The 24025-nt window shown below is 53.2% G+C and carries 25 protein-coding genes and 1 other annotated feature; of the genes, 12 read left to right on the forward strand and 13 right to left on the reverse strand.

What is annotated here, in order from left to right; translation table 11 throughout:
• Positions 1 to 10: 10 nt before the first annotated feature.
• The 10 genes from OGX92_RS09585 to OGX92_RS23580 all read right to left on the reverse strand — a co-directional run bounded on the left by OGX92_RS09585 (position 11) and on the right by OGX92_RS23580 (position 8055).
• Positions 11 to 577 carry an NADPH-dependent FMN reductase gene (locus OGX92_RS09585; protein ID WP_003827046.1) on the reverse strand — a complete coding sequence of 189 codons (567 nt, stop codon included), beginning with the start codon at positions 575 to 577 and terminating at the stop codon, positions 11 to 13.
• A 30-nt stretch (positions 578 to 607) separates the two neighbouring features.
• Positions 608 to 1354, reverse strand: a complete 747-nt coding sequence (locus OGX92_RS09590; protein ID WP_003827048.1) for a 4'-phosphopantetheinyl transferase family protein — start codon at positions 1352 to 1354, stop codon at positions 608 to 610.
• Between the two features lie 166 nt (positions 1355 to 1520).
• Complete coding sequence (gene yidZ, locus OGX92_RS09595) at positions 1521 to 2480, reverse strand: HTH-type transcriptional regulator YidZ (RefSeq protein ID WP_003827051.1); 960 nt, start codon at positions 2478 to 2480, stop codon at positions 1521 to 1523.
• The gene (locus OGX92_RS09600; protein WP_003827053.1) at positions 2449 to 3630 is read right to left on the reverse strand and encodes an MFS transporter; all 1182 of its coding nucleotides are present in this window, start codon (positions 3628 to 3630) and stop codon (positions 2449 to 2451) included. The genes yidZ and OGX92_RS09600 overlap by 32 nt, the downstream gene beginning before the upstream one ends.
• A 183-nt stretch (positions 3631 to 3813) precedes the next feature.
• Complete coding sequence (gene mnmE, locus OGX92_RS09605; RefSeq protein WP_003827056.1) at positions 3814 to 5178, reverse strand: tRNA uridine-5-carboxymethylaminomethyl(34) synthesis GTPase MnmE; 1365 nt, start codon at positions 5176 to 5178, stop codon at positions 3814 to 3816.
• A gap of 105 nt (positions 5179 to 5283) precedes the next feature.
• The gene (gene yidC, locus OGX92_RS09610; RefSeq protein WP_003827058.1) at positions 5284 to 6930 is read right to left on the reverse strand and encodes a membrane protein insertase YidC; all 1647 of its coding nucleotides are present in this window, start codon (positions 6928 to 6930) and stop codon (positions 5284 to 5286) included.
• 2 nt (positions 6931 to 6932) lie between these two features.
• Complete coding sequence (gene yidD, locus OGX92_RS09615) at positions 6933 to 7190, reverse strand: membrane protein insertion efficiency factor YidD (protein ID WP_003023846.1); 258 nt, start codon at positions 7188 to 7190, stop codon at positions 6933 to 6935.
• Positions 7154 to 7513: a ribonuclease P protein component gene (gene rnpA / locus OGX92_RS09620; RefSeq protein ID WP_003844432.1), complete on the reverse strand. Its 360-nt coding sequence runs from the start codon at positions 7511 to 7513 to the stop codon at positions 7154 to 7156. Before rnpA ends, yidD begins: the two co-directional genes overlap by 37 nt.
• Before the next feature lie 17 nt (positions 7514 to 7530).
• Positions 7531 to 7671 carry a 50S ribosomal protein L34 gene (gene rpmH / locus OGX92_RS09625; RefSeq protein ID WP_003023858.1) on the reverse strand — a complete coding sequence of 47 codons (141 nt, stop codon included), beginning with the start codon at positions 7669 to 7671 and terminating at the stop codon, positions 7531 to 7533.
• Positions 7672 to 7899: 228 nt separating this feature from the next.
• On the reverse strand, positions 7900 to 8055 hold the full coding sequence (locus tag OGX92_RS23580) for a hypothetical protein (protein WP_418219453.1): 156 nt from the start codon (positions 8053 to 8055) through the stop codon (positions 7900 to 7902).
• Positions 8056 to 8277: 222 nt separating this feature from the next.
• On the opposite strand from OGX92_RS23580, the gene dnaA reads away from it, so the two are divergent.
• The 5 genes from dnaA (at position 8278) to yidA (ending at position 15463) form a co-directional block, all read left to right on the forward strand.
• On the forward strand, positions 8278 to 9681 hold the full coding sequence (dnaA, locus tag OGX92_RS09630; RefSeq protein ID WP_003827078.1) for a chromosomal replication initiator protein DnaA: 1404 nt from the start codon (positions 8278 to 8280) through the stop codon (positions 9679 to 9681).
• Between the two features lie 4 nt (positions 9682 to 9685).
• On the forward strand, positions 9686 to 10786 hold the full coding sequence (gene dnaN, locus OGX92_RS09635; protein WP_003023863.1) for a DNA polymerase III subunit beta: 1101 nt from the start codon (positions 9686 to 9688) through the stop codon (positions 10784 to 10786).
• A 138-nt stretch (positions 10787 to 10924) separates the two neighbouring features.
• Entirely contained in the window at positions 10925 to 11998 is a 1074-nt protein-coding gene (gene recF, locus OGX92_RS09640) for a DNA replication/repair protein RecF (RefSeq protein ID WP_063941195.1), read from the forward strand.
• Positions 11999 to 12026: 28 nt separating this feature from the next.
• Entirely contained in the window at positions 12027 to 14441 is a 2415-nt protein-coding gene (gene gyrB, locus OGX92_RS09645) for a DNA topoisomerase (ATP-hydrolyzing) subunit B (protein ID WP_126956568.1), read from the forward strand.
• Positions 14442 to 14650: 209 nt separating this feature from the next.
• A complete protein-coding gene (yidA, locus tag OGX92_RS09650; protein ID WP_286586472.1) occupies positions 14651 to 15463 on the forward strand; it encodes a sugar-phosphatase in 813 nt (270 codons plus the stop codon).
• Positions 15464 to 15467: 4 nt separating this feature from the next.
• Here the strand turns inward: yidA and cbrA are convergent, their stop codons facing one another.
• Complete coding sequence (gene cbrA / locus OGX92_RS09655) at positions 15468 to 16586, reverse strand: colicin M resistance lipid reductase CbrA (RefSeq protein ID WP_063941194.1); 1119 nt, start codon at positions 16584 to 16586, stop codon at positions 15468 to 15470.
• A 99-nt stretch (positions 16587 to 16685) separates the two neighbouring features.
• On the opposite strand from cbrA, the gene OGX92_RS09660 reads away from it, so the two are divergent.
• Complete coding sequence (locus tag OGX92_RS09660) at positions 16686 to 17912, forward strand: YidR family protein (RefSeq protein ID WP_063941193.1); 1227 nt, start codon at positions 16686 to 16688, stop codon at positions 17910 to 17912.
• 1 nt (position 17913) lies between these two features.
• Here the strand turns inward: OGX92_RS09660 and OGX92_RS09665 are convergent, their stop codons facing one another.
• On the reverse strand, positions 17914 to 18246 hold the full coding sequence (locus OGX92_RS09665; RefSeq protein ID WP_003023879.1) for a YceK/YidQ family lipoprotein: 333 nt from the start codon (positions 18244 to 18246) through the stop codon (positions 17914 to 17916).
• A gap of 238 nt (positions 18247 to 18484) precedes the next feature.
• Positions 18485 to 18556: a sequence feature (ROSE (Repression Of Heat Shock gene Expression) occurs in the 5'-region of heat shock genes and acts as an RNA thermometer to modulate expression.), on the forward strand.
• Here OGX92_RS09665 and ibpA point away from each other — a divergent pair.
• The 6 genes from ibpA (at position 18550) to OGX92_RS09695 (ending at position 22681) form a co-directional block, all read left to right on the forward strand.
• On the forward strand, positions 18550 to 18963 hold the full coding sequence (gene ibpA, locus OGX92_RS09670) for a small heat shock chaperone IbpA (RefSeq protein WP_003023882.1): 414 nt from the start codon (positions 18550 to 18552) through the stop codon (positions 18961 to 18963). It overlaps the preceding feature by 7 nt.
• A gap of 92 nt (positions 18964 to 19055) precedes the next feature.
• Entirely contained in the window at positions 19056 to 19484 is a 429-nt protein-coding gene (gene ibpB / locus OGX92_RS09675; protein ID WP_003827096.1) for a small heat shock chaperone IbpB, read from the forward strand.
• 123 nt (positions 19485 to 19607) lie between these two features.
• Positions 19608 to 21269 (forward strand): putative transporter, encoded by a 1662-nt coding sequence (locus tag OGX92_RS09680; RefSeq protein ID WP_003827099.1) that lies wholly within the window; start codon positions 19608 to 19610, stop codon positions 21267 to 21269.
• 185 nt (positions 21270 to 21454) lie between these two features.
• On the forward strand, positions 21455 to 21802 hold the full coding sequence (locus OGX92_RS09685) for a YidH family protein (RefSeq protein WP_286586474.1): 348 nt from the start codon (positions 21455 to 21457) through the stop codon (positions 21800 to 21802).
• Positions 21792 to 22154, forward strand: coding sequence for a DUF202 domain-containing protein (locus OGX92_RS09690; protein ID WP_003827101.1), 363 nt, complete (start codon positions 21792 to 21794; stop codon positions 22152 to 22154). The genes OGX92_RS09685 and OGX92_RS09690 overlap by 11 nt, the downstream gene beginning before the upstream one ends.
• A 14-nt stretch (positions 22155 to 22168) precedes the next feature.
• Positions 22169 to 22681: a radical SAM protein gene (locus tag OGX92_RS09695; protein WP_003827104.1), complete on the forward strand. Its 513-nt coding sequence runs from the start codon at positions 22169 to 22171 to the stop codon at positions 22679 to 22681.
• Between the two features lie 12 nt (positions 22682 to 22693).
• Here the strand turns inward: OGX92_RS09695 and dsdA are convergent, their stop codons facing one another.
• Entirely contained in the window at positions 22694 to 24016 is a 1323-nt protein-coding gene (gene dsdA / locus OGX92_RS09700; protein ID WP_003827105.1) for a D-serine ammonia-lyase, read from the reverse strand.
• Positions 24017 to 24025: the final 9 nt, after the last annotated feature.

A 24025-nucleotide genomic window follows, 5' to 3' on the forward strand; every position in this document is an offset into this window, starting at 1 on the left:
GCTTTTTCTTTTATGCTTTCACGCGCTGAATGTAGTCGCCAAATGCGGTCAATTGACCGGTCAGATGGTCCAGCGTGCTTTGGTCGATCACTTCACCTGTCTGCGGGTCTACTTTGTTCTGAATGACGCCGCCCATAAATTCCGGCTTGTTCATTACCATGGCGTCGAGGAATACCAGGATCTGACGCAGATGATACTGGCAGCGCGCGCCGCCAATAGCGCCCATAGAACTGGTCTGGATCAGCACCGGCTTACCCGATAATGGCTGATCGGGCAGGCGGGACAGCCAGTCGATGGCGTTCTTCAGTCCGCCCGGAACAGAATAGTTATATTCAGGTGTGACGATGACGACACCGTCAGCCTTTCTGATTTGCTCAGCCAGCGCTTCTACGCTGGCCGGAAAACCTTCTTCCTGCTGGAGGTCGGCATCGTACAGAGGGATATCACCAATCGACGGCAGCGCGTTCACTTCCATTCCCGCTGGAGCAATCTTGGGCAGCGTACGGGCAACCATTCCATTAAACGAACCTTTGCGCAGACTTCCCAGTAACGTAACAACATTCAATGTTTCAGACATGGTGGCTCCTGTTTCATCATGAAGGTTAAATCAAAGCGTATGGCTCTTCGCTGCACATAATTGAGAGAACCGGATCAGACGACCCGTTGGCTCATTGGCGCGAGTCTGGATATCAGGCAAACTTTTCCAGTCCTGTTTACCATCAAACTCCCAAACCTTGAGTTTTTCAATGGTTGGCGTAACCGCAACTGACCACACCAGTACATCTTCCGCATCGCAAATGGCTTCAACCTGCGCCACATGGGCACATTTCAGACGCCCTGCGCCGGGTAAAAGCTGGAGCTCACGCGGATCGTCATTGCACACATCGCCAGTGAGTTTGAGTACGCTCTGGCGCAATGTAATGAGCTGCGCGCGTGCTTCGTTGGGGTCGTTTTGGTTATTGATCCACAGGTTTTCGTTACTGGAGAAGCGCCACGTTTCCGCTGAATTTGGATTGTGAAACCCGCGGGTGGCCCGCTGAAGTTCCATATCCAGGCCGCACGTTCCTTCAGTTGTTAGCACAACGCCGACGATATTCCCGGCATAGGAAATCGAAAAACCCGGCAGGTTCTTATCGCGAAAAACGGGCTTACCTTTGGCCTGAGTAACAATTTCGGGCAGCGTGCTGGTGCCGTAAAGCATAAACATCAGTTCAGCGAGAAGACTTCGGGAAGCCAGGAAACGTGTCCGGCGATGAGCGGGTAGATCTCTTGCTTCGATATGACATGGAGAAGGGAGGCGAGCTGAAACCAGGTGTCCCTCCGTAAGAATCCCTCTGGCAAAATGTGTCGCCATTTGTCGCTCCGTGATTAATGGTCCGTGATTATTACCAGAGTAACATTTACACGGCCTCCGGGCAGGCTTTGCTGCCCAAAAACTAAGCGAAAATGGGAGACATTACGCGATATTTACATTTCTGTTGCCAGAATGGTCGATTTAGCAACACCAAAATGAAGGATCGTCAGGAGATATCGCGATAAAGCGCCTTGATCGTGTCTTTTAGCCAGACGATCTTAGGATTGTGGCTGTTGCGTTTATGCCAAAGAAGAGTGAACGGTACGCGCATTTTTTCCAGTTGCGCCGTATCAAATGGCATCGGCCGTGCAACGAGTGGAAGCTGGTGGAGTTGGTTATAACGCTGGCAATAGACCGGTGCGGTGGCTATCAGCGCGTGATCCGGCTGCGCGGCCATAAACAGCGATTGCTCAAAACCGGGCAGACATAACGCGATATTGCGTGCGCGTCCCATTTCTTGCAGGACTTCATCCAGCGCCCATGTATCGCTTTGCTCCCAGCTAATGCTGATGTGCGGATAGCGCAGAAAGGTGTCCAGATTCCACTCTTCCTGCAGTGCGGGATGATCTTCACGTAGCCAGACGCAAGGCAGATCGGAAAACAGCACTTCATGGTCGATCGACAATGGCAACAAACTCAGCAGTTCGCGCGAACGCGGATGGCTTTCGCGCCCGGTAAAGCCAATATCCACTTCACCGCGAATAATGGCATCCAGCGAGTCATAGTCCCAGTTACGTATTTTGATTGTCGCCTGGGGATAGCGCTGATAAATCTGCTGGGAGAGCGCATTGAACATGATCATCACTAACGGCGTCTCGGCCGCCAGATCAAACTTCAGCCCGCGTGGAGACTCATGGTGCGGCTTATCGAGCAACTGATTGCCCATCTGCATCCATTCAGCAAGGCTCTGCTCCATGCTGACCATCAGCGGCGTCGGCGATAGCCCCAGCGGGGTGTTCACAAACAAGGGATCATCAAACCAGGTCCGCAGCTTCGACAGCGACTTACTGACCGCCGACGGCGTGACGTTCATCCGTTTGGCGGTTTTAGTGACGCTGCGTTCCTGCATCAACAGCTGCAGGCAGAGCAATAAATTAAGATCGAGACTGCTGAGGGATTTCTTCATGAGTTGGCGCGGACCGGTTAGGTGCAACAGTGATAATCAGCATGATACTCACTATGCTACAGCCAATCAGAATCCCGATCAGCATATTCAGCGCATCAAGGCCAAGAACCGCCGCCAGCCAAATCCACAGCGAGGAACCGCAAACCTGCGCAATACCTAATGCCGAGCTGGCGACGCCCGCGCGCAGCGAGAACGGCCCAAGCGCCTGGCTCATCGCAACACCGAAGCCGACCGAGAATCCAGCGCAGATTAACGTCAGCCCGAAAAGCGTTACTGCGTGTGAAGTGGCAAGGGTTAACACCACGCCGGCACACAGAAACAGCACCTGTGAGGTCAGCATCAGAACGCGAGGCTTAAATACGCTCAGAGCAAATGGCGTAGAGAAAGAGACCGCCATACTGATGCCTGCGGTCATGGCCATCGTGGTAGCGTACTCACCACGGTCGAAGCCCATCACTTCCATCAGCAGCACCGGAGATGTGTTCACGAAGGTCAGGATCACCGACACGCTGAGGGTGGTAATGGCCAGACGGCTTAAGAAAAAACGGTTTACCAGTGATTCGGTTGTGTGGTTCTTTTCCGTCGTCGCCATAAGCGTTGCTGGGCGCGATTCTCGCAGGACAAATACCGACAGCAGGCAAACGGCAACACCCATACCCATCATCGTGTAGAACAGGCTCTGCCACGGGAATTTGAGCATAATCAGATGCCCCATCACCGGAGCCAGCACCGGCACGATACAGGTAATACCGTTCAACAACGACAGTACCTTCGCCCGACGGCGATCGTCGAGTGTGTCGCGCAGGATAGCGAAAGCCACCACGTAGCAACAGCCCGCACCTACGCCCTGAATAAAACGACCTATGAGGAATGGCGTACCGCTTTCGGCGAAAGAACATAGTGCAGAGGCGAAAATAAAGATGAGTGCGCCGACTATGGCGACCGGTTTGCGACCTGACTGGTCGGCAATTTTACCGGCGAACAGCATCGCCGTCGCCATTCCCGCCAGATAAACCGAAAACGCGATATGCAGTTGTGCCTCGCTGGCCTGTAAATCGGCAGCAATACGGGGCAGCCCCACCAGATACATATCAATACCGGCAGGATAAAGAAGAACCAGGGCGAAACTGCAGATTAGAAAGCGTGTCATAGCGACCTCATAAGAAATGTGGCGCTAAGCATACGGTCAGAGAGTCAACTGCACGAGTTGCCATTTGGACAACAGTGATTTCCACATGGGAAATTGTTGTTGCCGGGTGGCGGCGTAAACGCCTTCTCCCGGCCTACGGGGCCTGTAGGCCCGGTTAGCATCGCGTCACCGGGCAACACAACGTTACTTACCAATACAGAAGCTGGAGAAAATCCGTCCCAGCAGATCGTCGGAGGTAAATTCTCCGGTGATCTCACTGAGGTTCTGCTGCGCCAGGCGTAGCTCCTCAGCCAGCAATTCTCCGGCCCATGCTCCGAGCAGTTGGGATTTTCCTTGTTCGAGATGCTCCGCCGCTTCTGCCAGCGCCTGCAGGTGACGACGACGGGCCAGGAAGCCGCCTTCCATATTGGTTTCAAAGCCCATGCTCTGTTTGAGATGATTACGCAGTACGTCAACGCCTTCACCGGTACGCGCAGAGAGGCGAACCAGTGAGTGGCCATTTACTTCGCTAAGGCCCAGCGTCTCACCGGTAATATCCGCTTTGTTACGCACCACGGTGATCGGCAGCTTGGCTGGCAGACGGGCAATAAAGTCTGGCCAGATATCTGCCGGGTCCACGGCGTCGGTGGTGGTGCCATCAACCATAAACAGTACACGGTCGGCCTGTTCAATTTCCTGCCAGGCACGTTCGATACCGATGCGTTCAACTTCGTCGCTGGCATCGCGCAAACCGGCGGTGTCGATGATGTGTAGCGGCATGCCGTCGATGTGAATATGCTCACGCAGCACGTCGCGAGTAGTCCCGGCGATATCGGTGACAATGGCCGCCTCACGGCCAGCCAGCGCGTTCAGCAGGCTTGATTTCCCGGCGTTTGGCCGACCGGCAATCACCACCTTCATCCCTTCGCGCAGCAGGCTGCCCTGACGCGCTTCCGCACGCACGGCATCAAGATCGCTGATAACGCTGTTGAGTTGCGCTTCAATCTTGCCGTCAGACAGGAAGTCGATTTCTTCATCCGGGAAGTCGATCGCTGCTTCAACATAGATGCGCAGGTGAGTGAGCGCTTCCACAAGATGATTTACCCGTGCGGAAAATGCGCCCTGCAACGAGTTCAGCGCCGAGCGAGCGGCTTGCTCTGAGCTGGCATCGATCAGGTCGGCAATCGCCTCGGCCTGGGCTAAATCGAGCTTATCATTGAGAAACGCTCGCTCGGAGAATTCACCCGGTCTGGCAATGCGCAGCCCGGGAATGGTCAGAATACGTTTGAGCAGCAGGTCAAGAATCACCGGACCTCCGTGGCCCTGAAGCTCTAAAACGTCTTCGCCGGTAAAGGAGTTTGGGCCGGGGAACCACAAGGCAATCCCCTGATCCAGCGCGCTGCCATCCGCGTCTTTGAACGGCAGATAATCGGCATAACGCGGTTTGGGCAGTTTCCCAAGTACGGTTTCTGCGACCTCACGCGCTTTCAGGCCGGAGATACGCAGGATACCCACGCCACCACGTCCCGGTGGGGTGGCCTGAGCGACGATGGTGTCGTTATGGCTCATGGTTTGTCTCTTCTTAATGCAATAAAAAAGGCGGTCTAATGACCGCCCTTTACTTTATGTTCCGTTTGCCGGATGGCGGCTTCGCCTAATCCGGCCTACACCGAATCAGGAGTTTTTCTTCTCGCGGCTATGCAGGCCACGTTTCTCCAGACCACGGTAAATCAGCTGCTGCTGAATAATGGTTACCAGGTTGCTGACGATATAGTACAGCACCAGACCTGACGGGAACCACAGGAAGAACACGGTGAAGATGACCGGCATGAAGGTCATGATCTTCTGCTGCATCGGGTCGGTTACGGTGGTCGGAGACATCTTCTGAATGAAGAACATCGTCACGCCCATCAGAATCGGCAGGATGTAGTATGGGTCCTGTGCAGACAGGTCATGGATCCACAGGGCGAACGGCGCATGACGCAGTTCAATGGAGCCCATCAGCATGTAGTACAACGCCAGGAAGATTGGCATCTGGATGATCAGCGGGAAGCAGCCGCCCAGCGGGTTTACCTTCTCAGCTTTGTACAGGGCCATCATTTCCTGGCTCTGACGCTGTTTGTCATCGCCCAGACGTTCACGCATAGCCTGAATCTTCGGCTGCAGCATACGCATCTTCGCCATGGATGTGTACTGCGCTTTGGTCAGCGGGTACATGATGCCACGAACGATAAAGGTGATAACGATGATGGAGAAGCCCCAGTTACCCAGGAAGCTATGGATCCACTTCAGCAGTTTAAACAGCGGCTGAGAAATGAACCACAACCAGCCGTAATCCACGGTCAGATCCAGGTGCGGTGCAACGGCCGCCATTTTATCCTGAATTTCCGGGCCGACCCACAGGGTGCTGGTCATCGCGCCAGTCTGGCCAGGCTGTACCAGTACCGGCTGTGATTTATAGCCGATAGCGGCAATGCCGTTACCCAGGTTAGCGGTATAGAAGTTGTTGGTGCCGTCGTTACGCGGAACCCATGCCGTTGCGAAATACTGTTGCAGCATTGCGACCCAGCCGTCTTTAGCATTGACGTTCAGGTTTTCGTTTTCAGCAATGGTGTCGAATTTGTATTTCTCATACTTCTCATCCGGCGTGGAGTACGCCGCGCCACGGAAGGTGTGCAGCGCAAAGTTGCTGCTACCGGTGTCACGATGAGATGGCAGATTGATGGATTGCTTCAGCTGACCAAAGGTGGAGATTTCCAGCGGTTTTTCGCCGGCGTTCTGCACGCTGTAGTTAACGTTGACAGCATATTCACCACGCTTAAGAACAAACGTTTTAGTGAATGTGTTACCCGCTGCGTCAGTATAGGTCATCGGGATCTGCAGTTCGTTCTGACCGTCAGCCAGTACAAACGCGTCTTTATCGACGTTGTACAGCGGACGCGGGCCGTTAGCCGGGTTATCCGGGCCGTCACGACCTGTCAGGCCACTTTGTGCCTGGTAGATGAACTGTGGCGTAGTTTCCAGTAACTGGAACGGTTCGGTAGAACCGAGTTCTTTCGGGTAAGCTGGCAGTGAAGCCTGTTCCACATCACCACCACGGGTGTTGATGGTCAGATCAAGCACGTCAGTTTTAACCGTAATCAGTTTCCCCTGGCCACTGGCCGGTACGCCCTGGTCTGCGGCGCTACCCGCTGCGGTGGTCGTTGTCTGCGTGGTCTGTTGGGCCTGAGGTTGCGGGTTTTTATCCTGCTCCCAGGCTTGCCAGATCATGAAAGACACGAACAGCAAAGCGATGACTAAAAGATTGCGTTGCGAATCCATCGTTAGTGTTCTCTGGTATCAAATGGTCCGGGCGGGACGGGATCGTCACCACCAGGGTGTAAAGGGTGGCATTTTAATACGCGTTTCACCGTCAACCAACTGCCTTTTATCACTCCAAACCTGCGCAATGCCTCAATTCCGTAGCTCGAACAGGTTGGAGTGAAACGGCAATGCGGCCCAAGCAGCGGACTGATCAGGCGTTGATAGACCCGAATGAGGGCTATCAGGACCCGCGAGCCAGGCGACAATGGCGACGCCATAATTTTTCCAACGCTTCCGAGAGAGCACGGTTATCGAGGTCAGCAACCCCTTTTTTCGCCACCACCACGAAATCCATTGCTGGAAGCTCGTGCTGACGTAAACGGAAGCTTTCACGCGTCAGACGTTTAATCCGATTGCGTTCATGCGCACGCTTAACATTTTTCTTGGCGACTGTAAGACCGATACGGGGATGCCCCAGCGAATTCAGGCGGCCGAGGATGGTGATTTGCGGCGTGCCAGCCCGTTGTGGCTGCTGGAAGACGAATGTGAAATGAGTGGGAGTTAACAAACGTAACTCCCTGGGAAATGCGAGCTTAACCACTCAGGGGCTAGCTTTTATTACTTAGAAACGGTCAGACGAGAACGGCCTTTAGCACGACGACGTGCCAGAACCTGACGACCATTTTTATTAGCCATACGAGCACGGAAGCCGTGAGAACGGTTGCGCTTCAGTACAGACGGTTGAAAAGTGCGTTTCATGGCGATTTCTACCTAAACTTGAATAAATTCACTGACTTTTGCGTATACCCGAACGAATTTCGAACGACTTACGCCACAGTGTGGGTGATTAAAGAGGCCGGATTGTAATAATTGTACACTCCGGAGTCAATTCTCTTTCCTTATTTCCCGCTTTTTTCCGCATGGTTTCGCGTAAAAAACAGGCAGCGTTGACGCCGTAAGGCGACCGTTACTCGCTGGGGGTAAGAATTATACGGGCTGGTGGATAAAGCGCAAGGATCGCTCGGGATCTTTATTAGATCGTTTAAGCAGTAAAGCATCTTTACTCATTAATTTTTTCAATATGCGCGCTAAAACCTGCAGCACTTCTCCAGGATCGTTTACACTTAGCCGATTCTGGATCATCCTGTGGATAAATCGGGAAGAATCTGTGAGAAACAGAAGATCTCTTTCTCAGTTTACGCTATGATCCGCGGTCCTGATCGTTTCAATGGATCCTGATCGGGTAAAAATTGCAGATAGCAATTCGCACGTCACCCTTTGCATAGGGTCTTGTCGATGTGCGTCAACAATCATGAATGTTTCAGCCTTTGTCATTTATCGACTTTTGTTCGAGTGGAGTCCGCCGTGTCACTTTCGCTTTGGCAGCAGTGTCTTGCCCGATTGCAGGATGAGTTACCAGCCACAGAGTTCAGTATGTGGATACGCCCGTTGCAGGCGGAACTGAGCGATAACACGCTGGCTTTGTATGCGCCAAACCGTTTCGTGCTCGATTGGGTAAGGGATAAATACCTTAATAATATTAATGGATTACTCAATAATTTCTGTGGCGCGGATGCCCCACAGCTGCGCTTTGAAGTCGGCACTAAACCCGTCACGCAAACGCTGAAAACGCCGGTCAACAACGTTGTTGCGCCCGCCCACGTGGCTCAGCAAGTGCAACCGCAACGTGCTGCTCCGGCGGCGCGTCCAGGCTGGGATAACGTCCCGGCTCCGGCAGAACCTACCTATCGTTCTAACGTCAACGTCAAACACACGTTTGATAACTTCGTTGAAGGTAAATCTAACCAATTGGCGCGCGCGGCGGCACGTCAGGTGGCGGACAATCCTGGCGGCGCCTACAATCCGTTATTCCTTTATGGCGGTACGGGTCTGGGTAAAACCCACCTGCTGCACGCTGTCGGTAACGGCATTATGGCGCGTAAGCCAAACGCCAAAGTGGTGTATATGCACTCCGAGCGATTTGTGCAGGATATGGTCAAAGCCCTGCAAAACAACGCGATCGAAGAGTTTAAACGCTACTACCGTTCCGTTGACGCGCTGCTGATTGACGATATCCAATTCTTCGCGAATAAAGAGCGATCGCAGGAAGAGTTTTTCCACACCTTTAACGCCCTGCTGGAAGGCAATCAGCAGATCATCCTGACCTCGGATCGCTATCCGAAGGAGATCAACGGCGTTGAAGATCGTCTGAAATCCCGCTTTGGCTGGGGACTGACTGTCGCGATCGAACCGCCTGAACTGGAAACGCGTGTTGCGATCCTGATGAAAAAAGCCGACGAAAACGACATTCGTCTGCCAGGTGAAGTAGCGTTCTTTATTGCCAAGCGTCTACGCTCTAACGTACGTGAGCTGGAAGGCGCACTGAACCGCGTGATCGCCAACGCCAATTTTACCGGCCGGGCGATTACTATCGATTTCGTGCGCGAAGCGCTGCGCGATCTGCTGGCTTTGCAGGAAAAGCTGGTCACCATCGACAATATTCAGAAGACGGTGGCGGAGTATTACAAAATCAAAATTGCGGATCTGCTTTCTAAGCGTCGATCTCGCTCGGTAGCTCGCCCGCGCCAGATGGCGATGGCGCTGGCAAAAGAGCTCACTAACCACAGTTTGCCGGAAATCGGCGACGCGTTTGGTGGGCGTGACCATACTACCGTGCTTCATGCCTGCCGGAAGATTGAGCAGTTGCGTGAAGAAAGCCATGATATTAAAGAAGATTTCTCCAATTTAATCAGAACATTATCTTCGTGACGCTATGAAATTTACCGTTGAACGTGAACATTTATTAAAACCGCTTCAGCAGGTCAGCGGCCCGCTGGGTGGACGTCCTACACTGCCTATTCTCGGAAACCTGCTGCTGCAGGTTGCTGACGGCACGCTTTCGCTGACCGGTACCGATCTCGAAATGGAGATGGTGGCGCGCGTGGCGCTGATCCAGCCTCATGAACCTGGTGCTACCACCGTTCCGGCGCGTAAATTCTTCGATATTTGCCGTGGATTGCCGGAAGGCGCGGAAATTGCCGTTCAACTGGAAGGCGACCGTATGCTGGTGCGTTCTGGCCGCAGCCGTTTCTCGCTGTCTACGCTGCCTGCCGCCGACTTCCCGAATCTGGACGACTGGCAGAGCGAAGTCGAATTCACCCTGCCGCAGGCGACGATGAAGCGCCTGATTGAAGCCACGCAGTTTTCGATGGCGCATCAGGACGTACGTTACTACTTAAACGGCATGCTGTTTGAAACCGAAGGGGAAGAGCTGCGTACCGTGGCGACCGACGGCCACCGCCTGGCGGTCTGTTCAATGCCTGTTGGTCAACCGTTGCCAAGCCATTCGGTGATCGTACCGCGTAAAGGCGTGATTGAACTGATGCGTATGCTCGACGGCGGCGATAACCCGCTGCGCGTGCAGATTGGCAGCAACAACATTCGTGCGCACGTTGGTGATTTCATCTTCACCTCCAAGCTGGTTGATGGCCGTTTCCCGGATTATCGCCGCGTATTGCCGAAGAACCCGGACAAACATCTGGAAGCCGGTTGCGATATCCTCAAACAGGCGTTTGCGCGTGCGGCGATCCTGTCGAACGAGAAATTCCGCGGCGTGCGTCTGTATGTCAGCGAAAACCAGCTCAAAATCACCGCCAACAACCCGGAGCAGGAAGAAGCAGAAGAAATTCTGGATGTCTCCTATCCTGGTACAGAACTGGAAATCGGCTTTAACGTGAGCTACGTACTGGACGTTCTGAACGCGCTGAAGTGCGAGAACGTGCGTATTCTGCTGACCGATTCCGTATCGAGCGTACAGATTGAAGATGCGGCCAGCCAATCCGCAGCCTATGTCGTCATGCCTATGCGCTTGTAAAGAATATCGGGCTATCTTACTTGTTAGTCTGGCTCCGGGCAGTGCTCGCAATCCTCACGTACTTCAGTACGCTCCGGTTGCTGTGCGCTGGCCGTAACCAGACTAACTGCGACGATAACGCCCAGGTTATGAGTTGATATGTCGCTATCCCGACTGCTAATCAAAGATTTCCGCAATATTGAAAGCGCGGATCTCGCTTTATCCCCCGGCTTTAACTTCCTGGTTGGCGCGAATGGCAGCGGCAAAACCAGCGTACTGGAAGCTATCTATACGCTCGGCCACGGTCGGGCGTTTCGCAGTTTGCAGATTGGCCGCGTGATTCGCCACGAGCAGGAGTCGTTTGTTTTACACGGGCGCTTGCAGGGTGAAGAACGTGAGACGTCGATTGGCCTGACGAAAGACAAACTGGGCGACAGCAAAGTGCGCATTGACGGCACTGACGGGCACAAGGTCGCAGAACTGGCGCACCTGATGCCGATGCAGCTGATCACGCCTGAGGGGTTTACTTTACTCAATGGCGGCCCCAAATACAGAAGAGCATTCCTTGACTGGGGATGTTTTCACAATGAAGTCGGATTTTTCACCGCCTGGAGCAACCTGAAGCGACTGCTCAAGCAGCGCAATGCAGCGCTGCGCCAGGTGAGTCGTTATGAGCAACTGCGCCCGTGGGATAAAGAACTGATCCCACTGGCGGAACAAATCAGCACCTGGCGCGCGGAGTACAGCGCCGGTATCGCGCAGGATATGGCGGATACCTGCCAGCAGTTTCTTCCCGAGTTTTCGCTCTCCTTCTCATTCCAGCGCGGCTGGGAGAAAGAGACTGATTATGCCGAAGTGCTGGAACGCAGTTTTGAACGCGATCGCATGTTGACCTACACTGCGCACGGCCCGCATAAGGCGGATTTCCGCATTCGCGCCGACGGTGCGCCGGTGGAAGATACGTTGTCGCGTGGGCAGCTAAAGCTGCTGATGTGCGCCTTACGTCTGGCGCAAGGGGAGTTCCTGACCCGTGAAAGCGGGCGGCGCTGCCTGTACCTGATAGATGATTTTGCCTCTGAACTGGATGACGCGCGTCGCGGACTGCTGGCCAGCCGCTTAAAAGCCACGCAATCTCAGGTCTTTGTCAGCGCAATAAGCGCTGAACACGTTATAGACATGTCCGATGAAAATTCGAAGATGTTTACCGTGGAAAAGGGTAAAATAACGGATTAACCCAAGATAAAATGAGCGAGAAACGTTGATGTCGAATTCTTATGACTCCTCCAGTATCAAAGTCCTGAAAGGACTGGATGCGGTGCGTAAGCGCCCTGGTATGTATATCGGCGACACGGATGACGGCACCGGTCTGCACCACATGGTATTCGAGGTGGTAGATAACGCTATCGACGAAGCGCTCGCGGGTCACTGTAAAGATATCGTGGTAACGATTCACGCTGACAACTCCGTGTCCGTTACCGATGATGGCCGTGGTATCCCAACCGGTATTCACCCGGAAGAGGGCGTTTCGGCAGCGGAAGTTATCATGACCGTTTTGCACGCAGGCGGTAAATTCGATGATAACTCCTATAAAGTTTCCGGCGGTCTGCACGGCGTGGGTGTTTCCGTCGTTAACGCCCTGTCACAGAAGCTGGAACTGGTGATTCGTCGTGAAGGCAAAGTGCATCAGCAAACTTACGTGCACGGTGTGCCGCAGGCGCCGCTGGCAGTAACTGGCGAAACAGAACTGACGGGAACTCAGGTCCGTTTCTGGCCAAGCCACGAAACCTTTACCAATGTTGTTGAATTTGAATACGACATTCTGGCGAAACGTCTGCGTGAGCTGTCATTCCTGAACTCCGGCGTCTCTATTCGTCTGCGCGACAAGCGTGACGGCAAAGAAGACCATTTCCACTACGAAGGTGGCATCAAGGCGTTTGTTGAATACCTCAACAAAAACAAAACGCCGATCCACCCGAATATCTTCTACTTCTCCACCGAAAAAGACGGTATCGGCGTTGAAGTTGCGCTGCAGTGGAACGATGGTTTCCAGGAAAACATCTACTGCTTCACCAACAACATTCCACAGCGTGACGGCGGTACTCACCTTGCAGGCTTCCGTGCGGCGATGACCCGTACCCTGAACGCCTACATGGACAAAGAAGGCTACAGTAAAAAAGCGAAAGTCAGCGCTACCGGTGACGATGCCCGTGAAGGCCTGATTGCCGTTGTTTCCGTGAAAGTACCGGATCCGAAGTTCTCCTCACAGACCAAAGACAAGCTGGTCTCCTCTGAGGTGAAATCGGCGGTAGAACAGCAGATGAACGAACTGCTGAGCGAATATCTGCTGGAAAACCCGTCTGACGCGAAAATCGTTGTCGGCAAAATTATTGATGCTGCGCGTGCTCGTGAAGCTGCACGTCGTGCGCGTGAAATGACCCGTCGTAAAGGCGCGCTGGACTTAGCCGGTCTGCCGGGCAAGCTGGCGGACTGTCAGGAACGCGACCCAGCTCACTCTGAACTGTATCTGGTGGAAGGGGACTCCGCGGGTGGCTCTGCGAAGCAGGGACGTAACCGTAAGAACCAGGCGATTCTGCCGCTGAAGGGTAAAATCCTCAACGTCGAGAAAGCGCGCTTTGACAAGATGCTCTCCTCTCAGGAAGTTGCGACGCTGATCACCGCGCTCGGCTGTGGCATCGGTCGTGACGAGTACAACCCGGACAAACTGCGTTATCACAGCATCATCATCATGACCGATGCGGACGTCGACGGCTCGCACATCCGTACGCTGCTGTTGACCTTCTTCTATCGTCAGATGCCGGAAATCGTTGAACGCGGCCACGTCTACATTGCACAGCCACCGCTGTACAAAGTGAAAAAAGGCAAGCAGGAACAGTACATTAAAGATGACGAAGCGATGGATCAGTACCAAATTTCTATCGCTCTGGATGGCGCAACGCTGCACACCAATGCCAGCGCGCCAGCCCTGGCGGGTGAAGCATTAGAAAAACTGGTTTCTGAATACAACGCAACGCAGAAAATGATCGGCCGTATGGAACGTCGTTTCCCGAAAGCGCTGCTGAAAGAACTGGTTTATCAACCGACGCTGGCTGAAGCCGATCTCGCTGATGAAGCGAAAGTCACTGCCTGGGTTTCCCAGTTGGTTAACGTGCTTAATGAAAACGAAATGCACGGCAGCACCTGGAATAGCTTCGTGCGTAAAGACGCTGAACTGAACCTGTTCGAACCGGTGATCCGGGTGCGTACCCACGGTGTCGATACTGACTATCCATTGGAGCATGAATTTGTGACCGGTGGCGAGTACCATCGTATTTGTACGCTTGGCGAGAAGCTGCGTGGGCTGATCGAAGACGATGCGTTTATCGAACGTGGCGAGCGTCGCCAGCCGGTTGCCAGCTTTGAGCAGGCGCTGGAATGGCTGCAGAAAGAGTCTCGTCGTGGCCTCGCTATCCAGCGATATAAAGGTCTTGGCGAGATGAACCCGGAACAGCTGTGGGAAACCACCATGGATCCGGAAAGCCGTCGTATGCTGCGCGTTACCGTGAAGGATGCGATTGCTGCCGACCAGCTGTTCACCACGCTGATGGGCGATGCCGTTGAACCGCGTCGCGCATTTATCGAAGAAAACGCCCTGAAAGCGGCGAACATCGATATTTAAGCCAATCTGTAGGCCGGATAAGGCGGTTTACGCCGCTATCCGGCAAGACGTTGTATTGTGCCTGATGGCGCGTTGCTTATCAGGCCTACAAACGACAACCAATCTACAAAAGGGGAATCTCGATTCCCCTTTCTATCCCCCTTTTCGTAGCTGTTTTTTGAGCGGAATCGCGTTAGCATGAGGACGGACTCATTTAATCCGGGGAACTCATGGCTATCAAACTTATTGCTATCGACATGGATGGCATACTTCTGCTGCCCGATCACACCATTTCACCAGCGGTCAAAACGGCAATTGCCGCGGCACGCGCGCGTGGCGTGAATGTGGTGCTGACCACGGGACGCCCGTATGCCGGCGTTCACAGCTATCTGAAAGAACTACATATGGAACAACCCGGTGACTACTGCATTACCTACAACGGTGCGCTGGTGCAGAAAGCAGGGGATGGCAGTACCGTGGCGCAAACCGCGCTGAGCTATGATGATTATCGTTACCTGGAGCAGCTCTCCCGGGAAGTCGGCTCGCATTTCCACGCCCTCGATCGCAATACGCTGTATACCGCGAACCGTGATATCAGCTACTACACGGTGCACGAATCGTTTGTCGCGACCATCCCGCTAGTGTTCTGTGAAGCCGAGAAAATGGATCCCGCAACCCAGTTCCTGAAAGTGATGATGATTGACGAGCCGGAGATCCTCGATAAAGCTATCTCTCGTCTACCTGCGGAAGTAAAAGAGAAGTACACCGTGCTGAAAAGTGCGCCGTATTTCCTCGAAATCCTCGATAAACGCGTCAATAAAGGGACGGGCGTAAAATCGCTGGCCGATGCGTTAGGCATTAAAGCCGAAGAGGTGATGGCGATTGGCGATCAGGAAAACGACATCGCGATGATTGAATACGCAGGTGTGGGCGTTGCCATGGACAACGCTATTCCATCAGTCAAAGAAATCGCCAACTTCGTGACCAAATCCAATCTTGAAGATGGCGTCGCGTACGCCATAGAGAAGTTTGCACTGAATTAAGATGTTATGGGCAAATGCTTCGTCGTATTTGCCCCGTTTCAGCCATGATTTGTGGTGCTGAATGGTCTCCCTGGGGAATATGCGCAACGCCGCTGCGCATAATCCATTTACGGGAAAATGCCGACGTCAGGGCCCGGCTTTTCAGGATTTTGCCATACAGTTTGAGTCGTAACTTGCGGGTGGCTTTACGGTAAGCGTGATTCATATCTGGCGTATCCCGCAGCAGTACCGATTTGAGGATCTCCGCGCTGTCCAGCGCATAGCTAATCCCTTCCAGCGAGCTGGCGCTGATAAAACCGGCCGCTTCACCAATCAAAAATGCGTTGTCCTCGCCGCAGACGAAGTCTTTCCAGCGTGAGGGGAATAGCACCGTACATTTTTCACTTTTCACCGGTTTGCCGAACTGGAAATGGAACGCTTCCAGCTTCTCTTTCAGCGCGTCAAAGCGTGCCTGTCCGTCCTTCATGGGGTAGGCGCCACCAAAGATAAAATAGCCATCTTTGCTGATACTCCAGGAATAACAGTCAGTTGCATCGTTATCAAAAATACAGGAATAGAACGGTACGGGATGCTTTTCCGCAAACCATTGTTGAATCGCGACATATTTACGGATTTGGTGCTGGGGATAAAGATGACGGCGTACCAGTGAATTCGCACCGTCTGCCCCCACCAGATAATGCGCGGTGATCTGCTGCTCCCAACCGTCGGCGCGGAAGATAACGTGCCATTTATCGCCCTCGCGCCAGATTTTCCGGCACAGGCTGTCGTGATACACCTGCACATCATCAGGGATGAGAGATTTAAGCCATAAATCAAAAGCATGGCGGTTGATATTAATGTAGCTGCGCTGGTAGTTACGCGTCAAAGAAGCGGCAACATCAACCGTTTTAACGCTAAAAATCTGCGGGTTGGCGATAACATCAACGGGTAAGGTTATCCCGTCGCGGATAAACGAACGCTGGGCGTCCGGGGCCAGCAGACCGCCGCAGGGTTTAGTGAAACCTTCGTTACCGCACTGGCGTTTTTTATCCAACGCAATCACGCGCATTTTTCCGCTTAACTGTCGCGCCAGCGCTGCGCCTGCCGGACCTAAACCGATAATCGCTACGTCAAAATGTTCCATCTTTCTGTCCGCAAAAATGAAGATGGCGATACGCTAAAGCCTGAAAGTGAAGTGCTTGTGAAGTATGATTGTTTTAATCGTCTTGTATCAGGGCATCCCATGAAGCAAATCACCTTTACGCCGCGTAATCATCAGCTTACCAATATCAACACCTGGACACCGGACAGCCAGTGGCTGGTCTTTGATGTGCGCCCTTCCGGCGCTTCCTTTACCGGTGAAACAATTGAGCGCGTCAATATCCATACTGGCGAGCTGGAGGTGATTTACCGGGCTACTCAGGGATCGCACGTTGGCGTGGTGACCGTTCATCCAAAGTCGGAAAAATATGTATTCATTCACGGGCCTGAAAATCCTGATGAAACATGGTATTACGACTTCCATCATCGCCGTGGGGTGATTGTTACGCAGGCTGGGGTGGAGAATCTGGATGCAATGGATATTACTGCGCCCTATACGCCAGGTGCGCTGCGCGGCGGGAGTCATGTGCATGTCTTTAGCCCAAACGGTGAGTTTGTCAGTTTCACCTATAACGACCATGTTCTGCATGAGCGCTCTCCGGCGCTCGATTTACGCAACGTCGGCGTGGCTGCACCGTATGGTCCGGTGAATGTCTCCGCGCAGCATCCCCGTGAATACAGTGGTAGCTACTGGTGTGTGCTGGTGAGCCAGACGACACCAACGCCAAAACCGGGTAGCGATGAGATTAACCGCGCCTATGAAGAGGGCTGGGTTGGAGAAAACAGGCTGGCGTTTATCGGTGATACGCTATCAGCCACTGGCGAGAAAGTACCGGAGCTGTTTATTGTTGATTTGCCACAGGATGAAAGCGGCTGGAAACAGCCGGGGGACGCGCCTCTGGAGGGGACTGACATGACCATGCCTGCGCCGCCATCCGGTATTCGCCAACGCCGTCTGACGTTTACCCATGAGCGCGCCTTTCCGGGGCTGGTGAATCAGCCTCGCCACTGGGTACGCAGTAATCCAAAGGCATCTGAGATTGCGTTTTTAATGCGTGATGACAACGGTATTGTGCAGCTATGGCTGATTTCCCCACAGGGTGGATCGCTGCGTCAGCTTACCCAGTGCGCTACGAATATTCAGTCAGCCTTTAACTGGCACCCATCGGGGAAATGGCTGGGATTTGTACTGGAGAACAGAATTGCCTGTTGTGATGTTCAAACGGGCGAAATTGATTTTTTAACGGAACGTCATGATAACCCGCCGTCGGCCGATGCGATCGTCTTCTCCCCTGATGGTCGACAGGTTGCGTGGATGGAAGACGTCGAGGGTTTCCGCCAGCTGTGGGTGACTGAAACCGGACGTTAATTTATGGAGCAGACATTTCTGCCGGGGGAATAACGGCGTTCGTGGCCTGGGTTCTCTCCTCGCTCTTTTCTACGCGGGATCTCACCGAGTTATCTTTGCGAAAGAGATCCCAAGGTAGCAATACCGTATCGAGCACCGCGGTAAAAGGCATATCCAGAATCGCCAGCGACTTGGTTCCCCAGTTCGTATCACTTTCGCTAATCATTGTGGCACTGGCTCGCGTGCCAGGATACGTCCCTTCTTTGCCACCTGTATGTGACATGATGCTGGAACAGCCGCTTACAAACGCCATCCCACTACACATCGTCAGTGTTACCAACATTTTTTTAATCATCATTTATTCATCTGTATTTATCGTGTTTGCATGGTGAGTTAAAGCGATCCGTTGCGAAAATAACATCACCATTTCGTCGCACTGTGGCGGCCATCGCGATTTAACGATAACAACTGCTCCCCCCAGTGTATGCAATAGACAACAAACTGCAAAAAAAGTCAGATGAATACGCTTGAAAAGTTTGTATTAAGACCCATTTTTAGAGTGTAGACAAATGAAGGGCATGCCTGATGGGTGTCCTGGCTACCTGACCTGTCCATGATGGAAGGTCAATATTCTCGCTGATTTCAGGAGCTATTGATTATGCGTAACTTTGATTTATCCCCGCTGTACCGTTCTGCTATTGGTTTTGACCGTCTGTTTAACCTGCTGGAAAACAATCAGGGCCAGAGCAATGGCGGCTACCCTCCGTACAACGTTGAGCTGGTAGACGAAAACCATTACCGCATTGCAATTGCCGTTGCCGGTTTTGCTGAAAGCGAACTGGAAATTACTGCCCAGGACAATCTGCTGGTGGTAAAAGGCGCCCATGCGGACGATCAAAAAGAACGTACTTACCTGTATCAGGGTATTGCCGAGCGCAACTTTGAACGCAAGTTCCAGTTAGCGGAGAACATTCATGTTCGCGGCGCAAACCTGGTAAATGGTCTGCTGTATATCGATCTTGAGCGCGTGATTCCTGAAGCGAACAAACCGCGCCGCATCGAAATCAACTAATTCTGTAGGCCGCTTCAGGCGGCCTTGCTAAGTCATCGGCTTGCCGTCAGGGAGCCGAAAGGTACCTACTCGCTTCTTAGAAGGAGATTATTATGCGTAACTACGATTTATCCCCACTGCTGCGTCAATGGATCGGTTTTGACAAACTGGCCAATGCCTTGCAAAACACCGGTGAAAGCCAGAGCTTCCCGCCTTATAACATCGAAAAGAGCGATGATAACCACTACCGCATTACCCTTGCGTTAGCCGGTTTCCGCCAGGAAGATCTGGATATTCAACTGGAAGGCACGCGCCTGACAGTGAAAGGTACGCCGCAGCAGCCGGAAAAAGAGACCAAATGGTTGCATCAGGGACTGGTCACTCAGCCGTTCAGCCTGAGCTTTACGCTGGCTGAAAATATGGAGGTCTCCGGCGCAAGCTTCACTAACGGCTTGCTGCATATTGATTTGACCCGGAATGAACCTGAAACCATTGCTCCACAACGTATCGCCATCAGCGAACGTCCCGCATTAGACAGTTAAATAGCTCCATGCCTTTGCCCCGCCAGAAATGACGGGGCTTTTTTGTGCTTTACCACCCATACATTGCGACTGTACTCTGCGAGAATCCATTTACTTAATGATGTTATTCACAGGGAACAGGATATGAGTGATATAGCATTGACGGTCAGCGTTCTGGCATTGGTGGCAGTTGTCGGGTTATGGATCGGCAACATAAAAATACGTGGTGTGGGTTTTGGCATTGGAGGTGTGCTGTTCGGCGGCATTATTGTCGGGCATTTTGTCGATCAGGCAGGGATGACCCTGAGCGGCGACATGCTGCATTTTATTCAGGAATTTGGCCTGATTCTTTTCGTCTACACCATCGGTATTCAGGTGGGGCCGGGCTTTTTTGCGTCACTGCGCGTTTCCGGGCTGCGGCTGAATCTGTTTGCCGTACTGATTGTTATTATGGGTGGCCTGGTCACCGCGATCCTGCATAAGATTTTTGCCATTCCTCTCCCTGTGGTGCTGGGAATATTCTCTGGTGCGGTCACCAACACCCCGGCGTTGGGCGCGGGGCAGCAAATTCTGCGCGATTTGGGTACGCCTGGCGATGTGGTTGACCAGATGGGGATGAGCTATGCCATGGCTTATCCTTTCGGCATTTGCGGAATTTTACTGACCATGTGGCTGATGCGCCTTATTTTCCGCGTTAACGTCGATGCTGAAGCCCAGCAGCATGAATCCACGCTGACCAACGGGCACGCACTGATTCAGACGATGAACATCCGCGTGGAAAACCCAAACATCAACAATATGGCGATTCAGGATGTCCCGATTCTGAACAGCGACAAAATTATCTGCTCGCGTCTGAAACGTGACGAGACATTGATGGTGCCGTCGCCAGGGACAGTTATCCAGTTGGGCGACCTGCTCCACCTGGTCGGGCAGCCTGCTGACCTGCATAACGCGCAGGTGGTGATTGGGCAGGAGGTGGATACATCGCTGTCTACGCGAGGTACCGATTTACGCGTCGAACGCGTGGTGGTGACTAACGAGCAGGTGCTGGGTAAACGTATCCGTGACCTGCACTTTAAAGAACGTTACGACGTGGTGATTTCCCGCCTGAACCGTGCGGGTGTTGAGCTGGTAGCCAGCAGTGACGCCAGCCTGCAATTCGGGGATATCCTCAATCTGGTGGGGCGCCCTTCGTCTATTGATGCCGTTGCCAATGTTGTGGGTAACGCGCAGCAAAAACTGCAGCAAGTGCAGATGCTGCCGGTATTTATCGGTATCGGGCTGGGTGTTCTACTGGGTTCAATTCCGCTGTTCATCCCAGGGTTTCCGGTGGCGTTAAAACTGGGTCTGGCCGGTGGGCCGCTGATTATGGCCTTGATCCTGGGGCGTATTGGCAGCATTGGTAAGCTGTACTGGTTTATGCCTCCCAGTGCTAACCTGGCGCTGCGAGAGTTGGGTATCGTGCTGTTTCTCGCGGTAGTTGGTCTGAAGTCAGGCGGTGATTTTGTCGATACTCTGACGCAGGGCGATGGCCTGAGCTGGGTGGGGTACGGTATTTTCATTACTGCGATTCCGCTGATTACCGTGGGTTTGTTAGCTCGTCTATTTGTCAAAATGAACTATCTGACGCTGTGCGGCATGCTGGCTGGCTCAATGACCGATCCCCCGGCTCTGGCGTTTGCTAATAACCTGCATGCTACCAGCGGGGCGGCAGCGCTCTCCTACGCCACCGTTTATCCGCTGGTTATGTTCCTGAGGATTATCACGCCACAGCTGCTGGCGGTGATCTTCTGGGGATTAGGTTAAAACTGACTTATCCGGCCTGCATCTCCTGTAGGCCGGATAAAACGCAACTCACCATCCGGCATTACAAACACCCTCTCTCTTTCCCATTGTCTCATCACCCGACTCGCCCTCTCGTTTGAGAATCAGGTTCATACTCCTTAACTGTTCCGGTATAACGACCAGACAACAATATTTAAGGAGCTGTCATGAAGATTTCTCGCCTTGGAGAAGCACCGGATTATCGCTTCTCACTGGCAAATGAGCGTACTTTTCTGGCGTGGATCCGCACCGCGCTCGGATTTCTGGCGGCGGGGGTTGGCCTTGATCAACTGGCCCCGGATTTTGCCACGCCGGTCATCCGTGAGGCGCTTGCCTTGTTGCTGTGTCTGTTTGCCGGCGGTCTGGCGATCTACGGCTACCTGCGCTGGCTACGTAATGAAAAGGCGATGCGACTGAAAGAGGACTTGCCCTACACCCACAGCCTGCTGATTATCAGCGTCATGCTGACTATTGTGGCGGTGATTGTCATAACGCTGGTGCTGTATGCCGGATAGCCGCAAATCGCGACGCATCGCTGACCCGGGGTTACAACCGGAGCGGACTTCACTTGCCTGGTTTCGCACGTTGTTGGGCTATGGCGCGTTAATGGCGCTGGCGATTAAGCACAACTGGCACCAGGCGGGAGTGCTGTTCTGGATATCGGTAGTTGTGCTGGTGATAGTGGCGATTATCCTCTGGCGCTACACCCGCAGCCGTAATCTGATGGATGTGAGTCATAGCGATTTTTCTGAATCTCGCGCGGTGCGTGACAAATTTATGATCTCCCTCGCGGTGTTATCCCTCGCAATGCTGTTTGCTGTAACGCATGTTCGCCAACTTATCGTATTTATCGGGAATTTTGCATGACAGGATGTGAGAACATGGATGTTAGTGATGATGTTTTAAACGTGGTGATTGACCATCAGAAGTGTTTACAACCGGTTGAAGTGTACCGTGGTTTGCAACAAGGAAATGTTCGCCTGGTACAATTTATTCCGCTGGTTAAGCACGATGGTTCAGGTCATCTGACAGACGAATCGGTTACGTCTGAGGCGTGGGGCCGATTTTTAATTACGATATTTGATATCTGGGTACGTGAAGATATTAATCAGATATCTATCCAGCTTTTCGATAAAACGCTTCGCCAGTGGTGTGGTCTGACGGCACAGATTGAACGACAGACCATGTCATCAATGAATACGCGTTGCCAGACATGCTCATTGTTTCAGTATTACCACGGTGATTGTCCTGCGTACTGCGAGGAAAATGGAAAGGGCGTGCTGTGTGCAGGCTATCAGGCTTTCTTCAGCCATACCGCACCGCATATGCGCGTGATGCGTGATCTGCTTAAGCAGCATCGCTCACCGATGGAGCTGATGGCGATGCTGCGTTAAGCTCAGCGGTATTTAACGTCCTTTGGCCAGATATTGCGCCATTTCATCTTCCGGGACCATTCCGCCGCCGGTCGCCCACACCAGATGGGTAGCGTTATTGAGCTGATCCGCGCTGAAGCCGTGCATGTGCTGATAGTCAGCAGAGGCGCAAACGTGTTGCGGACCGGCCATCCCTGCCAGCGCTGACGGTTCGAGGCGAATACCTTCTTCCTGCGCCAGCCAGCCCAGCATATCGTACATAGTCTGATCGTCCAGGGTGTACAGACCGTCGAGCAGACGTTCCATTGCCCGGCCAACAAAGCCAGACGCACGGCCGACAGCCAGCCCATCCGCCGCCGTCAGGTTGTCGATGCCAATATCCTGCACGGAAATCGTATCGTGCAGCCCGGTATAAATCCCCAGTAGCATGCACGGTGAATGGGTGGGTTCTGCGAAGAAGCAGTGCACGTTATCGCCAAACGCCAGCTTCAGGCCAAACGCCACGCCGCCAGGGCCACCGCCGACGCCGCATGGCAGGTAAACAAACAGTGGATGGTCTGCATCCACCACGCGCCCCTGCTGGGCAAACTGCGCCTTTAAGCGCTGTCCGGCCACCGCATAGCCTAAAAACAGCGTGCGCGAGTTTTCATCATCGATAAAGAAGCAGTTTGGATCGGACTCCGCCGCCTTACGGCCCTGTTCAACCGCCACGCCGTAATCTTCTTCATACTCCACGACCGTCACACCGTGGCTGCGCAGTTTGGCTTTTTTCCATGCGCGAGCGTCGGCAGACATATGCACCGTCACCTTAAAGCCGATACGGGCGCTCATAATGCCAATCGACATGCCGAGGTTACCGGTGGAGCCTACCGCGATGCTGTACTGGCTGAAGAACTGTTTGAACTCGGGCGAAAGCAGAACGCTGTAATCGTCTTGTGTGGTCAGCAGACCGGCTTCCAGCGCCAGTTTTTCCGCGTGGGTAAGTACTTCATAAATGCCACCACGGGCTTTAATCGAGCCAGAAATTGGCAGGTGACTGTCTTTCTTCAGCAGAATTTCGCCATTGATGCGCTGCCCATACTCTTTCTCCAGCCGCTTTTGCATGGCCGGAATCGCGGCCAGCTCAGATTCAATAATACCGCCGGTGGCCGCGGTTTCCGGGAATGCCTTTGCCAGGTACGGTGCAAAGCGCGTCAGACGGGCGTGAGCATCCTGAACATCGTGTTCAGTCAGGCCAACATACGGTAAACCTTCCGCAAGAGAGGTGGTGCCAGGGTTAAACCAGGTTGTCTCCTTGAGAGCAACCAGATCTTCCACTAAAGGATACTGGGCGATAAGTGTTTGAATGTTTTCCATAGTCAGTCT

Origin of the sequence: Citrobacter sp. Cpo089 (assembly GCF_030332695.1) — a bacterium.
GTDB classification, from domain to species: domain Bacteria; phylum Pseudomonadota; class Gammaproteobacteria; order Enterobacterales; family Enterobacteriaceae; genus Citrobacter; species Citrobacter portucalensis.

What these genes read in the sequence shown, in the direction of transcription:
- OGX92_RS09585 (WP_003827046.1), bottom strand. Translation starts at nt 577, where the DNA reads ATGTCTGAAACATTGAATGTTGTTACGTTACTGGGAAGTCTGCGCAAA.
- OGX92_RS09590 (WP_003827048.1), bottom strand. Translation starts at nt 1,354, where the DNA reads ATGGCGACACATTTTGCCAGAGGGATTCTTACGGAGGGACACCTGGTT.
- yidZ (WP_003827051.1), bottom strand. Translation starts at nt 2,480, where the DNA reads ATGAAGAAATCCCTCAGCAGTCTCGATCTTAATTTATTGCTCTGCCTG.
- OGX92_RS09600 (WP_003827053.1), bottom strand. Translation starts at nt 3,630, where the DNA reads ATGACACGCTTTCTAATCTGCAGTTTCGCCCTGGTTCTTCTTTATCCT.
- mnmE (WP_003827056.1), bottom strand. Translation starts at nt 5,178, where the DNA reads ATGAGCCATAACGACACCATCGTCGCTCAGGCCACCCCACCGGGACGT.
- yidC (WP_003827058.1), bottom strand. Translation starts at nt 6,930, where the DNA reads ATGGATTCGCAACGCAATCTTTTAGTCATCGCTTTGCTGTTCGTGTCT.
- yidD (WP_003023846.1), bottom strand. Translation starts at nt 7,190, where the DNA reads ATGGCGTCGCCATTGTCGCCTGGCTCGCGGGTCCTGATAGCCCTCATT.
- rpmH (WP_003023858.1), bottom strand. Translation starts at nt 7,671, where the DNA reads ATGAAACGCACTTTTCAACCGTCTGTACTGAAGCGCAACCGTTCTCAC.
- OGX92_RS23580 (WP_418219453.1), bottom strand. Translation starts at nt 8,055, where the DNA reads ATGATCCAGAATCGGCTAAGTGTAAACGATCCTGGAGAAGTGCTGCAG.
- dnaN (WP_003023863.1), top strand. Translation starts at nt 9,686, where the DNA reads ATGAAATTTACCGTTGAACGTGAACATTTATTAAAACCGCTTCAGCAG.
- recF (WP_063941195.1), top strand. Translation starts at nt 10,925, where the DNA reads ATGTCGCTATCCCGACTGCTAATCAAAGATTTCCGCAATATTGAAAGC.
- gyrB (WP_126956568.1), top strand. Translation starts at nt 12,027, where the DNA reads ATGTCGAATTCTTATGACTCCTCCAGTATCAAAGTCCTGAAAGGACTG.
- yidA (WP_286586472.1), top strand. Translation starts at nt 14,651, where the DNA reads ATGGCTATCAAACTTATTGCTATCGACATGGATGGCATACTTCTGCTG.
- cbrA (WP_063941194.1), bottom strand. Translation starts at nt 16,586, where the DNA reads ATGGAACATTTTGACGTAGCGATTATCGGTTTAGGTCCGGCAGGCGCA.
- OGX92_RS09660 (WP_063941193.1), top strand. Translation starts at nt 16,686, where the DNA reads ATGAAGCAAATCACCTTTACGCCGCGTAATCATCAGCTTACCAATATC.
- OGX92_RS09665 (WP_003023879.1), bottom strand. Translation starts at nt 18,246, where the DNA reads ATGATTAAAAAAATGTTGGTAACACTGACGATGTGTAGTGGGATGGCG.
- ibpA (WP_003023882.1), top strand. Translation starts at nt 18,550, where the DNA reads ATGCGTAACTTTGATTTATCCCCGCTGTACCGTTCTGCTATTGGTTTT.
- ibpB (WP_003827096.1), top strand. Translation starts at nt 19,056, where the DNA reads ATGCGTAACTACGATTTATCCCCACTGCTGCGTCAATGGATCGGTTTT.
- OGX92_RS09680 (WP_003827099.1), top strand. Translation starts at nt 19,608, where the DNA reads ATGAGTGATATAGCATTGACGGTCAGCGTTCTGGCATTGGTGGCAGTT.
- OGX92_RS09685 (WP_286586474.1), top strand. Translation starts at nt 21,455, where the DNA reads ATGAAGATTTCTCGCCTTGGAGAAGCACCGGATTATCGCTTCTCACTG.
- OGX92_RS09690 (WP_003827101.1), top strand. Translation starts at nt 21,792, where the DNA reads ATGCCGGATAGCCGCAAATCGCGACGCATCGCTGACCCGGGGTTACAA.
- OGX92_RS09695 (WP_003827104.1), top strand. Translation starts at nt 22,169, where the DNA reads ATGGATGTTAGTGATGATGTTTTAAACGTGGTGATTGACCATCAGAAG.
- dsdA (WP_003827105.1), bottom strand. Translation starts at nt 24,016, where the DNA reads ATGGAAAACATTCAAACACTTATCGCCCAGTATCCTTTAGTGGAAGAT.